Origin of the sequence: uncultured Capnocytophaga sp., from assembly GCF_937936315.1 — a bacterium.
In the GTDB taxonomy this organism is placed as follows: domain Bacteria; phylum Bacteroidota; class Bacteroidia; order Flavobacteriales; family Flavobacteriaceae; genus Capnocytophaga.
In genome coordinates this window covers 91,183-107,302 of sequence record NZ_CALGWU010000023.1, presented here as the reverse complement: position 1 = coordinate 107,302, position 16,120 = coordinate 91,183, and the positions used below count along the sequence as shown (strand labels likewise).

Annotated in this window: 14 protein-coding genes and 1 pseudogene; 6 read left to right on the top strand and 9 right to left on the bottom strand. The window is 35.6% G+C overall.

The window, feature by feature from the left end; all coding sequences use genetic code 11:
• The first annotated feature begins 22 nt into the window (after positions 1-22).
• The 6 genes from Q0162_RS03415 to Q0162_RS03390 all read left to right on the top strand — a co-directional run bounded on the left by Q0162_RS03415 (position 23) and on the right by Q0162_RS03390 (position 8,028).
• Positions 23-826, top strand: coding sequence for a hypothetical protein (locus tag Q0162_RS03415; protein ID WP_297889128.1), 804 nt, complete (start codon positions 23-25; stop codon positions 824-826).
• A 107-nt stretch (positions 827-933) separates the two neighbouring features.
• Positions 934-2,625 carry an energy-dependent translational throttle protein EttA gene (gene ettA, locus Q0162_RS03410; RefSeq protein WP_009413175.1) on the top strand — a complete coding sequence of 564 codons (1,692 nt, stop codon included), beginning with the start codon at positions 934-936 and terminating at the stop codon, positions 2,623-2,625.
• Positions 2,626-2,703: 78 nt separating this feature from the next.
• Positions 2,704-3,345 carry a ribonuclease H family protein gene (locus Q0162_RS03405; protein ID WP_297889124.1) on the top strand — a complete coding sequence of 214 codons (642 nt, stop codon included), beginning with the start codon at positions 2,704-2,706 and terminating at the stop codon, positions 3,343-3,345.
• A 1-nt stretch (position 3,346) separates the two neighbouring features.
• Positions 3,347-4,249, top strand: a complete 903-nt coding sequence (locus Q0162_RS03400) for a NifU family protein (protein ID WP_297889121.1) — start codon at positions 3,347-3,349, stop codon at positions 4,247-4,249.
• A 16-nt stretch (positions 4,250-4,265) separates the two neighbouring features.
• Positions 4,266-7,598 carry a transcription-repair coupling factor gene (mfd, locus tag Q0162_RS03395; protein WP_297889118.1) on the top strand — a complete coding sequence of 1,111 codons (3,333 nt, stop codon included), beginning with the start codon at positions 4,266-4,268 and terminating at the stop codon, positions 7,596-7,598.
• Between the two features lie 148 nt (positions 7,599-7,746).
• Positions 7,747-8,028 (top strand): immunity 17 family protein, encoded by a 282-nt coding sequence (locus tag Q0162_RS03390; RefSeq protein ID WP_297889116.1) that lies wholly within the window; start codon positions 7,747-7,749, stop codon positions 8,026-8,028.
• An 80-nt stretch (positions 8,029-8,108) separates the two neighbouring features.
• On the opposite strand, the gene Q0162_RS03385 is transcribed toward Q0162_RS03390, so the two are convergent.
• The 9 genes and pseudogenes from Q0162_RS03385 to gpmA form a co-directional block, all read right to left on the bottom strand.
• A complete protein-coding gene (locus Q0162_RS03385; RefSeq protein WP_297889114.1) occupies positions 8,109-8,534 on the bottom strand; it encodes a transposase in 426 nt (141 codons plus the stop codon).
• A gap of 31 nt (positions 8,535-8,565) precedes the next feature.
• Positions 8,566-8,796, bottom strand: coding sequence for a hypothetical protein (locus Q0162_RS03380; protein ID WP_297889113.1), 231 nt, complete (start codon positions 8,794-8,796; stop codon positions 8,566-8,568).
• 223 nt (positions 8,797-9,019) lie between these two features.
• A pseudogene (locus Q0162_RS03375) lies at positions 9,020-9,268 on the bottom strand (DUF4372 domain-containing protein).
• 354 nt (positions 9,269-9,622) lie between these two features.
• Positions 9,623-10,147 carry a DUF2892 domain-containing protein gene (locus tag Q0162_RS03370; RefSeq protein WP_297889112.1) on the bottom strand — a complete coding sequence of 175 codons (525 nt, stop codon included), beginning with the start codon at positions 10,145-10,147 and terminating at the stop codon, positions 9,623-9,625.
• 61 nt (positions 10,148-10,208) lie between these two features.
• Positions 10,209-10,961, bottom strand: a complete 753-nt coding sequence (truA, locus tag Q0162_RS03365; RefSeq protein WP_297889109.1) for a tRNA pseudouridine(38-40) synthase TruA — start codon at positions 10,959-10,961, stop codon at positions 10,209-10,211.
• A gap of 94 nt (positions 10,962-11,055) precedes the next feature.
• Positions 11,056-12,312: a tetratricopeptide repeat protein gene (locus Q0162_RS03360; RefSeq protein WP_297889106.1), complete on the bottom strand. Its 1,257-nt coding sequence runs from the start codon at positions 12,310-12,312 to the stop codon at positions 11,056-11,058.
• A 172-nt stretch (positions 12,313-12,484) separates the two neighbouring features.
• Positions 12,485-13,432 (bottom strand): DUF4421 family protein, encoded by a 948-nt coding sequence (locus Q0162_RS03355; RefSeq protein ID WP_297889104.1) that lies wholly within the window; start codon positions 13,430-13,432, stop codon positions 12,485-12,487.
• A gap of 97 nt (positions 13,433-13,529) precedes the next feature.
• Positions 13,530-14,921, bottom strand: a complete 1,392-nt coding sequence (locus Q0162_RS03350) for an arginine decarboxylase (protein WP_297889101.1) — start codon at positions 14,919-14,921, stop codon at positions 13,530-13,532.
• A 438-nt stretch (positions 14,922-15,359) separates the two neighbouring features.
• Positions 15,360-16,106: a 2,3-diphosphoglycerate-dependent phosphoglycerate mutase gene (gene gpmA / locus Q0162_RS03345; protein ID WP_297889099.1), complete on the bottom strand. Its 747-nt coding sequence runs from the start codon at positions 16,104-16,106 to the stop codon at positions 15,360-15,362.
• Positions 16,107-16,120 lie beyond the last annotated feature (14 nt).

Below are 16,120 nucleotides of genomic sequence, written 5' to 3'. Positions count from 1 at the left end.
TTTTATCACTATAGCATTAGGAATGAGCACCCTAACATTTTTTTCACAAGAAACGCCTAAAGAACTTTACACTGCTCATAACAAAGGTGAATTCTTCTTCTTCTGGGGTGGTAATCGCGGCTGGTACTCTAATTCTAATATTACTTTCACTGGTAATGGCTACGATTTTACCATCAAAGATGTTGAAGCGGTAGACCGTCCTAAAGGTTGGCATATCGACTATATCAATCCTTTGCGAATGACTATCCCTCAAACCAATTTTCACATAGGATATTACATTTCAGATCATTACACTGTTTCTATAGGAGTAGACCATATGAAATATGTAATGAAAAACGGGCAAACTGTGAAAATGGATGGATATATCAATGGTTCTGGCACTTCACACAATGGTGTATATAACAATGTCGATAAATTGCTCAGCGAGGATTTCCTCACCTTTGAACATACTGACGGACTCAACTATGTAGTAGTGGAAGGGGATCGTATCGATGATATTTCTCGTTTGTTTGGCATCCGTAACACTGATATATTACAAGTGAGCTTAACAGAAGGACTTGGTTTTGGCGCTTTATATCCAAAATCTAATACAAAGCTCCTCAATAAAGAACGTTACGACGAATTTCACATTGCAGGGGTAGGAGTAAATGCTAAAGCTGGATTACACCTCACTTTCTTAAAGTATTTTCGTGTAGTTGGTGAACTTAAAGGTGGTTATATCAATATGTACGACGTACGCACTACTTACGATATAGCCGATAAAGCTAAACACGATTTCTTCTTCTTTGAAACTGTATTAGGTATTGGCGGCGTCTTTAGATTCTAAAATTTCACATAACATAGATAATAAAAACTGGTGTAGTTTTGAACTATACCAGTTTTTTTATTATTTTTGCACCAAATTTACTAATCACTATATTAGCTAATTACATTATGGCAGACGATAAAAAGATTATTTTTTCGATGAATAAGGTAAGCAAAACCTATTCATCTACTAATAAACAAGTTCTAAAAGACATCTACTTGAGTTTCTTTTATGGAGCTAAAATAGGTATTTTAGGTCTTAATGGCTCTGGTAAGTCATCTTTACTAAAAATTATAGCAGGAATTGATAAAAACTATCAGGGCGAAGTGGTTTTCGCTCCTAACTACACTGTAGGGTATTTGGAACAAGAACCACACCTTGATGATGAGAAAACCGTGATAGAGGTAGTACGCGAAGGCGTAGCCGAAACCGTTAAACTACTCGATGAGTTTAACCATATCAACGACCTTTTCGGCTTGGAAGAAAACTATTCTGACCCCGATAAGATGCAAAAGTTGATGGATAAACAAGCCGAGCTACAAGATAAGATTGATGCCTTAAACGCTTGGGAACTCGATAACCAGCTGGAAGTAGCTATGGAAGCCCTCCGCACCCCTGAGCCTGATACACCTATCAAAGTGCTTTCGGGAGGAGAACGCCGTAGGGTAGCACTCTGTCGTCTACTCTTGCAACAACCCGATGTCTTGTTACTTGATGAGCCTACAAACCACCTCGATGCCGAATCGGTATTGTGGTTAGAACAACACTTGCAACAGTACGCCGGTACCGTGATAGCCGTAACCCACGACCGTTATTTCTTGGATAATGTAGCAGGCTGGATATTGGAGCTCGACCGCGGAGAAGGAATTCCGTGGAAAGGTAACTACTCGTCTTGGCTCGACCAGAAAGCCAAACGACTCGCTCAAGAACAGAAAACTGAAAGCAAACGCCAAAAGGTGTTAGAGCGCGAGCTTGAATGGGTACGACAAGGTGCTAAAGGGCGACAAGCCAAACAAAAGGCACGTTTGCAGAACTACGACCGATTGCTCAATGAAGACCAAAAACAATTAGAAGAAAAACTTGAAATATACATCCCTAACGGACCTCGTTTAGGAACCAACGTGATAGAAGCACGTCACGTAGCTAAAGCCTTTGGTGATAAATTATTATATGACGACCTTAATTTTGTATTGCCACAAGCAGGTATTGTAGGGGTAATAGGACCTAATGGAGCAGGTAAATCTACCATTTTCCGTATGATTATGGGGGAAGAAAAACCTGATAGCGGTGAGTTTTTGGTAGGCGAAACCGTAAAAATAGCTTATGTAGACCAAACTCATAAGCAGATAGACCCCGAAAAGTCTATTTGGGAGAACTTCTCAGGCGGACAAGACCTGATAATGATGGGTGGCAGACAGGTGAACTCGCGTGCTTACCTAAGTAGATTTAACTTTGGCGGTAGTGAGCAGAACAAGAAAGTAGCGACCCTCTCGGGAGGCGAACGTAACCGCTTGCACCTTGCTATGACCCTAAAAGAAGAAGGTAACGTATTACTGTTGGACGAGCCTACCAACGATTTGGATGTGAATACCCTACGCGCCCTAGAGGAAGGGTTGGAAAACTTTGCAGGCTGTGCTGTAGTAATCTCGCACGACCGTTGGTTCTTAGACCGTATCTGCACCCATATTTTAGCTTTTGAGGGCGACTCGCAAGTATATTTCTTTGAAGGTAGCTTCTCAGAATATGAAGAGAACAAGAAAAAACGCCTTGGCAAAGAGGTAACACCTACAAGGATTAAGTATAAGAAATTGGTACGATGAAAGAAAATGACAACAATATTATCATCGGAGTAATTGCCATTGTAATGGTTCTTTTAGTATTAATATTCTTCCTTTAAAATGCCAAAAAAGAAGTACTATGTAGTGTGGGAAGGGCACAAAACGGGTATCTTTAGCTCGTGGGATAAGTGCAAAAAAGCCGTTGAAGGCTATCCGTATGCTAAATTTAAGAGTTTTGAGAGTCAGGCAATGGCTGAAAAAGCCTTCAATGAGAGCTTTGAGCAATACAAAGGTAAGAAAGTAGACTCCTCTCCTACCCTATCCCCCTTAGAATTAGAGCGTATAGGTTCCCCCATATTGCCTTCTATAGCTGTTGATGCTGCTTGCAGTGGTAACCCTGGAATTATGGAATACCGAGGGGTAGATACCGAAACTCAAGCCGAAATATTTAGAATTGCACCAATAAAAGACGGCACGAACAACATAGGGGAGTTTTTGGCTATCGTACACGCTTTAGCCTTTATGAAGCAACGCAACCTCAGCTTACCGGTCTACTCTGATAGCAAAATAGCGATGAACTGGGTGCGCCAAAAGGTGTGCAAAACTAAAGTGCCACGCACCTCTCATAACGAAAAAATATTTGAACTGATAGCCCGTGCTGAACAATGGCTACACAACAATACTTATCCTAACCCTATTTTAAAATGGGAAACCCAAGCGTGGGGCGAAAATCCTGCCGATTTCGGACGTAAAGACAAATAAAATGACAGACCTTACCCTGAAAATACAACCTACTGCTAACCCCGACATCATCAAACTCGAAGCTAACAGACCTTTGGTAAAAGGGAGTTATGAGTTTAAAAACATAGATGAAGCTAAAAACGCTCCTTTAGCTAAGGAGCTCTTTTATTTGCCCTTTGTAAAAACTGTTTATATTTCGAGTAATTTCATTGCTTTGAAACGCTTTCCCATTGTTGAATGGAAAGAAGTTCAGGAAGAGGTTGCTCAGCAAGTATTAGTGTATTTGCAATCCGGTAAAGATATATTATTAGGCGAAGCTGGAAAACCTATGGGGGAAGCTATTACTGTATATACTGAAACAACCCCCAACCCCACCGTGATGAAGTTCGTAGCCAACAAGCGTTTGGTACCTACTGTAATAGAGTATAAATCAATAGAAGAAGCCTCAGAGGCACCTATGGCTGCAACTCTCTTAACGCGTTTTCCATTTATTGAAGAAGTTTTTTTTGATGATAATTATATATCGCTCACCAAAAAAGGTATGGAAGAATGGGAAATGATAGCTGCCGACTTGCGCGATTATATCCGTAAATACCTAAGTGAAGGTCGCCCTATCATTAACCCTGCCGAGATAAAAAGGCGACAAGAAGAAGCCCAAGCGCGCTTGCTCTCTATGGTTACTACCGACGAAATATCGCAACAAATCGTAGCTATCATAGAACAATATGTAAAACCCGCTGTAGCATCCGATGGAGGTAACATACAATTTATTTCTTACAACCGCGACACCCATCACATAGAAGTACTCTTACAAGGGGCTTGCAGTGGCTGTCCGTCATCTACTCAAACCTTAAAAAAAGGCATTGAAGTCATTTTGAAAGACAAGTTAAACAATCCACTTATCAACGTTGAAGCACTACTTTAATATTTTATAATTTACTGTGAAATCATTCCTACAACAATTTACTGAAAACAGCACTTATCAATCTCTATTAAAACACCTACAAACAAAAGAAAATGCAGAGGTTACGGGATTGGCAGGGGCTTCTTTGTCAATAGTAATAGCTAACTTGTTCAATACAGTCCATAGACCTCTATTAGTACTGCTACCCGATAAAGAAGAAAGTGCCTACATGCTCAATGATTTAGAAACCTTAGTAGGAGAACAACAGGTACTTTTCTTTCCTGATAGCTATCGTCGACCTTATCAAATTGAAGATACCGATAATGCCAATGTGTTATTGCGTGCTGAAGTCCTCAACCAATTGAGTCATAGTACAAAACCATTACTCATAGTCTCCTACCCCGAAGCACTTTTTGAGAAGGTCATCACGCGAAAGCAATTAGAAAAAAATACGCTAAAAATCCAAAAAGGAGACTCACTCACTATTGATTTTCTCAATGAAGTGCTTTTCAGCTACCATTTCAACCGCACTGATTTTGTTACCGAACCTGGTGAGTTCTCGGTACGTGGTGGGATTGTAGATGTATTTTCTTTTTCAAATAATGAACCTTATCGCATTGAATTCTTTGGAAACGAAGTTGATAGCATCCGTACATTTGATGTAGAAAGTCAGTTATCTACTGCTCAACTATCAAAAATTACAATTATCCCTAATGTAGAAAACAAAGAAAGTGATGAGATACGACAGTCATTCTTGGAGTATATCAGTGAGCAAACGCTATTCATTGGTAAGGATATGGGATTTTTTGATGCTAAAATTGAAAAACTCTTTGCTAAAGCTACCGATATTTATCAAAAGCTCCCCAATGAAGTAAAACGTACCCCTCCAGAGGAACTCTATTGTCAAGCAACAGACTTATTAAAACAAATCCAGAGATTCCAACAAGTAAACATCAATGCTACAACTCCCGCTTCTAAAAACAAAAAGGAGTTCTCTTTTCATACCACCCCGCAACCTTCTTTTAACAAACAGTTTGAACTCCTTATTAGTTACTTCAACAACAAACACGAAGAAGGATTTCAAAACTATATCCTCTGCGGAAGTGAACAACAAGCCAAGCGATTTCAAGATATTTTTGAGGAAATGGAACAAAAAGTACCTTACCAAACGGTACAATTATCGCTACACGCTGGCTTTGTAGATACTGAATTAAAATACAATGTATTCACTGATCATCAAATCTTTGAACGCTATTATAAATTTCAGCTAAAGAATGGTTATGCAAAAAAACAAGCCATTACACTTAAAGAACTGATGCAATTAGAGGTAGGTGATTATGTTACACATATAGACCACGGTATTGGTAAGTTCGCTGGTTTACAAAAGATTGAAGTAGAAGGCAAACAACAAGAAGCTATCAAACTGATTTATGGAGACCGCGATGTGTTATTCGTTAGCATTCACGCGCTACATAAGATTAGTAAATATAACGGAAAAGATGGCAAACCTCCTAAGATTTATAAATTAGGTTCAGGAGCATGGAAAGCCCTCAAACAGAAAACCAAGGCTCGTGTAAAAGAAATTGCGTTCAACCTCATTCAGTTATATGCCAAACGAAAAGAAGCCCAAGGATTTGCTTTTGCTCACGACAGTTATATGCAAAACGAGTTGGAAGCCTCATTCTTGTATGAGGATACTCCCGACCAAAGTAAGGCTACTGCCGAAGTAAAAGCTGATATGGAAAGCTCTAAACCTATGGATAGGTTGGTGTGTGGTGATGTAGGCTTCGGGAAAACTGAAGTAGCCATTCGTGCTGCCTTCAAAGCTGTCGATAATGGCAAGCAAGTAGCCGTACTTGTACCTACTACAGTACTGGCTTTCCAACACTTTCAAACATTTAGCCAGCGTATGAAAGACTTTCCTGTGCGCATCGATTATCTCAACCGATTCCGCACAGCCAAGGAAAAGAAAATCATCTTAGAAGAACTAGCTAAAGGTCAGTTAGATATTATTATTGGTACACATCAAATAGTAGGCGAAAAGGTTACTTATAAAGATTTAGGATTACTGATTGTTGATGAAGAGCAAAAGTTTGGCGTAGGTGTGAAGGATAAGCTCAAAACCCTCAAAGAAAACCTCGATGTACTTACGCTCACCGCTACGCCTATCCCACGCACACTACAATTCAGTTTGATGGCTGCCCGCGATCTTTCGGTTATCAATACCCCTCCTCCTAACCGCTACCCTATTGATTCGCAAGTAGTACCTTTCAATGAAGAGGTAATACGCGATGGTATTCGTTATGAAATTCAGCGTGGCGGACAAGTATTCTTTATGCACAATAGGGTTGAAAATATTCAAGAGGTGGCTGGAATGATTCAGCGATTGCTCCCTGATGCTCGTATCGCCATTGGTCACGGACAAATGGACGGAAAGAAATTAGAAGAGACAATGCTCGCCTTTATGGAAGGAAGGTATGATGTATTGGTTGCTACCACTATTATTGAAAGTGGTTTAGATGTTCCTAATGCCAACACTATCTTTATCAACAATGCACATAATTTCGGCTTATCCGATTTACACCAAATGCGCGGGCGCGTAGGTAGAAGTAATAAAAAGGCTTTTTGCTACTTCATTACGCCTCCTCTGATAGCGATGAGCGACGATGCCCGCAAGCGTATTGAAGCGATAGCTCAGTTCTCCGATTTAGGAAGCGGACTCAATATCGCTATGAAAGATTTAGAGATTAGAGGGGCTGGCGACCTCTTGGGTGGAGAGCAAAGTGGTTTTATCAATGAAATAGGCTTTGATACCTACCAAAAGATATTACAAGAAGCCATAACAGAACTCAAAGAAAATGAGTTCTCTGAACTATACCACACCACCGAAGAAGACAAAACTTACCTCAGCGATACTCAAATAGATAGTGACTTTGAACTGCTCTTCCCTGACACTTATGTCAATAGAGTAGCCGAACGACTCAATCTTTATAACGAACTGAGTAATCTGCCCAATGAGGAAGCCTTACAAGTCTATGAACGCAACCTTATCGACCGTTTTGGCAAGTTACCCCCTCAAGCTATTGACTTGCTCAATAGTGTACGTGTAAAATGGTTGGCTACCCGTATGGGAATTGAGAAACTTGTAATGAAAAACGGAAAGATGACGGGCTATTTCATTGCCGACCAAAATAGTCCGTTCTATCAAAGTGCGCGCTTCCAAAAGCTACTGCTCTTTGTACAACGCTACCCCGATAAGTGTCGTATGCAAGAGAAAGAAACCCGCAACGGCTTGCGTCTATTGCTCATTTTTGAAAACATCAACAGTGTATACCAAGCTCTAAAAGCTATGCAAATGATAGAAGCATAAGTATCGTTACACTTTGCCAAAGTTTCAGACTTTGGCAAAGTTTACTCACTGATAATCATTCGCTTTTTTGGCATATTATAGGAGCGATTTGCCAATCGCCCTCTAAAAATAAGTTTATTATTTTTGTTTGTCTATAATATTAAACACTATGGAAACATTTAAAAATTGGGTAGGTAAAAACCCTATTACATTTGGTGGTATTGTAGCTCTTTTGCTCGCTGCTTTTGGTATTTGCCTCATCATAGGCGCTCTAAAAAACTGGGATTGGCTATACGAACCCGATAAACATTACCAAAATAATTGGACTATGGGGCAAATAAGCCGTTATTTAGGCCGTGATATGGCGCGTATTATTGGTTTTATTACAGGTGTTTTCTTTATAATCGTAGGAATTTACTTCTCCTATATAGCTTTTACCTATAAAGTATAAACAATATGAAAGATTTTTGTAAATGGGTGCAGTCATTAGGTCTTTATTATTCTTTCCATAATATTGCTGGTGCGTTGATTTTAAAGGTTAAATAAATTAGGTTGTTCTATTTCAATTTTATCTTTATCTTTGACAATCAAATTTTTAATAAGTTTTTTATCAAATAGAGAAATTCTGAATATTTCAATTATTTGATATATAGTTAATTCACTTTTTGATATATTTTTGATATATGCTACTATTAGATAGGTTATTATTGCTACCCATATATGAATCTTAACAGCATTTTTTGAATGCCCCCAAAGTTTCTTTATAGATAAATTCTGCTTTATCCATTTGAAAAAGATCTCTATTTGCCAGCACCTTTTATATAAATTCGCTATCTCTAAAGCAGATGCTTCAAAGTTATTGGTTAAAAATTCAAATGTTTCATCTTTTTCAGCATCATAATAACCTACTAAACGTAGATTTTTAGGATATGATTTATACGAATTGGCTGTAGTCAAAGAAATTACTCTATCATATACAAGACCTGTACTATTTATCTATGTTAAAATTGTTTTCAATGATAGTATATTTAAGGTTTTCCTTTGCTCTTGTAACAAAAAAGGACTCCAATTCATTAAATCTATAAAGAGCTTTGAAATCAACATAAGCCTTATCTATTACATAAATAGCATTTTCAATAGGTTCTATTTCATCTAAGACGTTACTATCATGATATTTGCCGTCTGTTACAAGTATAAAACTTGGTATATTTCCGCGCATATCAATAGCGGTATGGATTTTTACAGCACCTCGTGAATATTTTCCTAAAGCCTATGATAATAGGTTAATACTTACTGAGATAGTTGTTGAATCAAGCGCAAACACTTGGTTTGAAAGGTCAATTTTCTCTAAACGTATTTTTGAATAGAAAGACTTTTTCTATAAGGTACTGACCAAAATCAGCAAAAATATGCCAATCTCTTTTCTCATTGGCTCGAGATAGTTAAGTGTGTTCAACAGCTTTGCCTATTCCCATATGATATAGTTTATCCGAATGAGACTCTAACGCTATACAAATGTTTCTAAGAGACTCTGAACCAGATGATTGACCAAACAATAATTATAAGAAAAGATGCCAACAATTCATATCTCGAACCCATTTATTAGCATTATAGTGTTTTACACATTTGTTAAATTCATCTCGATTAATAAAGTCTGTAATCTGAGAAAAAACGTATTTACCTGAGTTCATTACATTTTATATAAAATGCAAATTTAACTCATTTCAAAAATCACTATAATATAAATAGCTATATATCAATAAATTATATCAATTTCAGTATAAAATATAAATTCAAATCGCCGAAAGAAAAAACCTTTATAAACAACTAAATATCAATCACTTACAAGAGTTTTAAAAAAATCAACGCACCACTAGTAATGACAAAGAACGAAATAGTTCAAGTGAACCTCTATTATTTAATTTTGATTAGTGTCATTTTTTTAGTGGACACTAGTAATAGCATTTGAAAAAACAATAAGTCCTAAATAAACTTTATAATAATTTCTAATGTAAACTAAAATATCGAAGAAATGTTAGTTTATTTTAGATTTTCTTAAGTTGTTGTTGCATCATTTTTATCTGTTCGGTCATAAGATTTTGCTTATCTAATTTTTTAGCTTCTGTAAGAAGGTCTTGAGCTTCACGTTTTTTCCGTTTCTGCATCATTATACCTGCTAAACTCAATTTTGCCATTGCTACATCGTAACTCATAGTAAGTCCCAATTGCAAAGCTTTACGAAAATATTTTTCAGCTTGTGTAAGATTTTTTTGTGAATAGATAATTCCGTACATATAATTGTAATAACCTTGTTGTTTACGTAATAAGGCTGTTTCGGGGTCTACGATTTTGCCAAGCCATTTTTCCATTCCTGCGAAATCTTGTTTTCGCAAACGCAAAAAGGTAAGTAATATAAACTCATTGCGAAAATACAATAAAATAGGAATAAGTGATAGAAAAATGAGAGCAATGCCATTTCCTATATTTCCTCGAGTGAATTGGTATACTGCCCAAGCTACAATAAGGACAGCTACAACTATTTTTAAGTATTTGTTTTGTAGATATTTCATTTCTAGTTTTATTTAAAAAAGTTTGCAAAAGTAATGAATTTCACTGAATAATACTAATAATTTAATTGATTTTTTGAATAAAGATATCTTCTGGATATTCTATATGAGTGAGAAACAAACCACAAGCTGGTACTGAAGCTCCTGCTTTACTTCTATTCTTGCTGAGAATAATATCTTCAAAGTCTGTGAGTGATAGCTTTTGTAATCCAACATCTATAAGAGTTCCTACGATAGCACGCACCATATTACGCAAGAAACGATCGGCTGTGATGGTAAAGACTAATTGTTTGTCTATTTTCTCCCAATGTGCTTTATAAATTTTGCATATAAAAGTCTTTACATCGGTATGAGTTTTAGAAAAACATTGAAAATCGCTATAATCAAGAAGAATTTGAGCAGCTTCATTCATTATTGCTATATTTAATGTATGAGTGAAAAACATTGCATAATCATACGCAAACACATCTTTTTGAGTACTAATATGATACTGATAGGTACGTTTGAGAGCATCAAATCGGGTATGAGCATCTGGTTTCATCTCATATATATTGTGAACAGCAATATCTTTTGGCAAGAAAGCGTTTAGTCTATGCACAAAGTTGGTAGGTAAAGGTTCAGTTACATCAAAATGAGCAAACATTTGTGAAGCGTGTACACCACTATCAGTACGTCCTGCTCCTACTATACTTATAGGAGTTCGAAGTATTGTTGAAAGTCCTTGCTCTAAAACTTCTTGCACAGAAATAGCCTTCGGTTGAGATTGCCAACCGTGATAATTTTTACCAAAGAAAGAGAGTTCTATAAAATAACGCATTTCGACAAAATAGAATATTTTATTGAATAGGAATAAAAAAATAGGAATTAGACTTTTCTCTCTAATTCCTATTTTTCATTTTCATAGGATTCAATTATTGTCCTAAAAGTTTTTTTACACGTTGGAAATTAGCACTATCTCCTAAAGCTCCATAGATGTTCTTCAATTGTTCTAAGATGTTTTCAACATTACCATTTGTTTTAGTATAGTTTTCTAATACTTCAGCACCTTTTTTGAATAAACCATCTTTTTGGTCTCTTAATGCTTCAAACTTAGCGATATCTGCTTTAGAGTTTCCTAAACCATTCATTTGTTCAATCAAACTATTCCCTTCATTGATATAGCTTGTAGAGATATTTAAGGCAGCATCTGCATAGTTAGGTTTAATTTTAAGAGCTTGTTCAAAACCTTTGCGAGCTTCCAAAATATTACCTTGTTGCATATTGATTACCCCAATATTGTAGTGAAGGTCAGCATTATTTGGATCTAATTGAGCAGCTTCTTGCATTAGTTGTTTGAATTTTTCTTTATTATCTAACTGCAAGTATACATAAGCTTCAGCAAGGATGATGTTTGCATCTTTAGGATATGCTTTTTTAGCATCTTCAAATGCTTTGATAGCCTCATCAACTTTCTTTTGTTCTACATAGATAAAGGCTATGTTTTTTATGATATCGGCGCGTTTAGAAGGTGTTTTTTCAACTCTTGCTTTTTCGTGAGTCCCTGCTTTTACCATTAGTTCAGCTTGGTTTTTATCAGAGAAAGTCTCATCTTGTTTAGTTTGTTTATTGGTTGCGATATAAAGTGTTTCAGCTCCATCATAACCAAGGTCTTTAAGTTCTGAGTACAATTTTACGGCTTTATCATAGTCTTTACCTTCTACTGCTACTACAGCAGCATTGTACAAGAACACAGTATCGCGAGCGCTAAGGCGATATACTTGTTCAAAAGCTACTGAAGCATTTTTGTAATCCTTAGCTTTGTACTTTTCTTGAGCTTGACCAACTGCAAAGTTCATAGCTTCTTCAGATAAAGATTGTAATTGATTAGTATACTTTCCTTTACCTCCCTCTAGTTGTTTTACTTTAGCAAAAGCAGCAGTTGCATCTTGCAAAGAAGCTAAACTTTTGTTTTTCTTGGTTAGTTCAATATTAGCTTGAGCTTCTAAGAAATAGAATTGAGGAGCGAACTCAGTACCTTCTACACTTCCTTTAATGGCATTTAAACCACTTTGAGCTGTTGTCAAATCTCCTTTACGGATTTGTTTTTCAATCTCTTTGAGTTCTTTTTTTTGTCCGAATGCGACTGCCGAAATAAGTAGTGCAGCAGCCATTAATAATGGTTTTCTCATATTGTTTTGCAATTTTAAAACAGTTTTTTGTTTTATGTATTTATTTATAATTCGCAAATGTAGTGCTTTATTTTAAAAATACCAAATATTTTTAACTTTTTATTTAGAAACAAATATTATACCAATTGTATTATTTTGATTATTAGATTATTGTTTTCTCAAAAGAAATAGATTACATTCCTAAGAACCTCATCACTTTGTTGTTATGGCGAGTAGTTACATTGAGTTGTTGCGTAAAACTTATCCTAAAAGTAGAGTTTTTAATACTTACAAGATCGGAATTATTGAAATAAACACGTTTATTATTATGAAGTATTGAAAAATCTATTGTTGAGTTTTTAATTTTATAAGTAAGAGCTAGGTTATATCTAAAATTTACATATTGATTGAGCTTCATTTTACTTATAGGAGCTGTTTCTCCACCAAAATAGAAGCCCAAACCTACTAAACCACTAAAAGTGAGATTAGGGGTGAGCTCCCAAAGGTTAGCAACCCCTCCACTAAATCCAGCTTGTATATGTTTGAAATCATCAATTTTATCTGGAGAATTAAGAGGCAAGCTAAGTTTGTGGTAAAAAACACCTCCTCCAAAATAAAAACTAAACAAAGGCTTTAATTGATTACCCTCTGGATTAAAAATATTTCTTAAAGAGGTTTCTCTCCATTTAGTAAAATACAAAAATTCACTTCCTATCTGTTGTACACGAGCATCTTTGAGAAGATGTATATCTTGACCATCTTCATAATAGAAACCTTTATAACTTTGATAATAAAGATCTAATAAAAATTTATTATTAATAAAAGAATGTATTTGAAAATCAAAATAACTTGTTTTTCCATATTTATCCTCATTGCGCAAAGGCATTAGCCCTCTAGCATAGTCAAGATTTATATAGGTATTATGAACTCCTAAACCTAATCCCATTGTAAGAGGGTAGTTAGGCAATATAGTTTTATTTTTTAGAGCTTCATTGATAGGAGCATCTTCTATATCCACAGCAAGATAATTGATGCTCAAGGAGGGTTTTATCCACATTTTATAGTGGTATTTTTTAGTAGAAGTCGTATCTTGTGCGCATAAAGTTGTTGTTAATAGGAAAAATAAAACTATGTATTTCATTCTTTTAGAAGTTAGAGAAAAAGGTGTTAGGCTTTGGGGAAAAGTATAAAAACTTTGTCAAAGTCCCGAGACCTTGACAAAGTTTATAACATAAAATTTAGTAACCCAAAATCTTTAACATTTCATCAGCTTTTTGTTGTTCCATAAAGAGACGAGAGGTAAGGTTACCATCCTTATCTTTATCGATAAGAACTATTTTAGGTTGTGGAATAAGACAGTGTTGCAAACCTCCTACTCCTCCAATACTATCTTGATATGCTCCTGTATTAAAAAAGCCTATATAGAGAGGTTTATTTTTGTTATATTTAGGTAAATAGATTGCATTCATATTCTGCTCGCTATTATAGTAATCATCCCCATCACAGGTAAGTCCTCCAAGGAGCACACGTTCATATTCATCATTCCAACGATTGATTGGCAATAACACAAAACGTTTATTAATTGCCCAAGAATCAGGCAAAGTAGTGATAAAAGAGGAGTTGATCATATCCCACTTTTCACGGTCGTTTTGTTGCTTTTGATACATTATCTCGTAGATAGCTCCTCCTGCTTCACCTACTGTAAAACTACCAAATTCCGTAAAAATATTAGGTACTGGAACTTTTTCTTGATCACAAGTGATTTTTATCTGTCGGATAATCTCATCAACCATATAAGCATAGTCATATTCAAAAGCTAATGAACTCTTGATAGGGAAACCTCCACCAATATTGAGACTATCAAGTTCAGGAGCTACTTTTTTTAGTTGAATGTATACACGCAAACATTTGAGAAGTTCATTCCAATAATAAGCATTATCTTTAATACCTGTATTGATAAAGAAGTGCAACATTTTGAGATGCACTTTAGGATTATCCTTTATTTCACGATTGTAGAAAGGTACAATATTTTTATAACCAATTCCTAAGCGGCTAGTATAAAACTCTGAACGAGGATCTTCTTCAGAAGCAATGCGAATACCAATATTGTATGATCCTTTTATTTTTTCTTCAAACAAATTGATTTCTTCATAATTATCAATGATAGGTATGCAATTTTGATAGCCTCGATTAATGAGGCCTGCGATACCATCAATATAGGCATCTCGTTTAAAACCATTACACAAAATATAATTCTCTTTGGTAATCAATCCTTCGCTGATAAGGTTGTTGATAATGTTAATATCAAAAGCTGAAGAGGTTTCCATGTGGATATCATTCTTCAAAGCTTCTACCATTACGTGTTTGAAATGAGAACTCTTGGTGCAATAGCAGTAGTTGTATGCTCCTTTGTACTTATGTTTTTTAATAGCTTTTTCAAACCATTTTTTGGCACGTTGAATATTCTCGGATATTCTAGGCAAATACATAAATTTGAGAGGAGCTCCATACTTGCGTACGAGTTCCATCAAATCAATATTGTGAAAGCGAAGTTCATCACCATCTAAAGTAAATTCATCTTGTGGAAAATAGTAGGTTTGGTCAATTAGGTCTATATATTTATTTTTCATTTGTACAGTGTAATTTAAATAATTAATAATTTTTAGTAAAAGATATAGGTAACATCATTTATTACCTATTTTTTTATTACCTAACTACACCTGATTCAAATACGAAGTGGTGAAAGACTTTTAGCCTTGAACTTAATTTGCAAGGAATGAGTGCGTGCAGAGTGAAAATAACTTAAAAATAAGATGTTCATTTTCAGCGACCAAAGTTTTTAGTAATTAAATATATTTTTTTAATTCAAAGATAGTATATTACTATTCGAGTGCAAAAATAATTATTATTTTTGAATTACAAATACATTGGATAGAAAAAAATTATGAGATGTTTTTATTGTTTGAAGTGTTGAATTGAATATTTTTAAGGTTCAGTTATTATTTTATAGATAAAAAAATACCTCCTAAGAATAAAATTTCTTGGAGGTATTTTTGATAAAATAAGTACTATTTTGATTTACCTTGATTTGCTACACTATTGATAGCAGCTGCAATTGCTTCTTGGTCACCTAAGTAATAGTGCTTGATAGGTTTTAAGTTAGCATCGAGTTCATACACCAAAGGCACCCCTGTAGGGATGTTGAGTTTAAGGATTTCATCCTCAGAAAGTCCGTCGAGGTATTGAACTAATGAGCGCAAACTATTACCGTGAGCTGCAATGATTACACTTTTACCAGCTTTGATATCAGGAGCTATCTCATTGAACCATATAGGCAACATACGATCATAACAATCTTTCAAACTTTCGCCAGCTGTTTTTTCTTCTTTAGTAAGGGTAGCATAGCGACGGTCGTGTGATGGGTGACGTTCATCGGATTCTTCAATAAATGGAGGACGTACATCATAAGAGCGACGCCATAAAAGTACTTGGTCTTCACCATATTTAGCAGCTGTTTCAGCTTTGTTTAAACCTTGTAGTGCTCCATAACTTTTTTCATTGAGTCTCCAGCTTTTGTGAGTAGGTACCCAAAGGTCACCCATTGCTTCTAAAGCATTGTTCAAAGTTTTGATAGCTCTTTTAAGTACAGATGTGTAGGCAACATCAAATTTGAAACCTTCTTCTTTCATTACACGTCCTGCTTCACGAGCTTCTTGTACTCCTTGCTCAGTTAAATCTACATCTTGCCACCCTGTGAATAGGTTGAGCTTATTCCATTCACTTTGTCCGTGGCGTAAAAGTACTACTTTATACATATATAATTCTATTT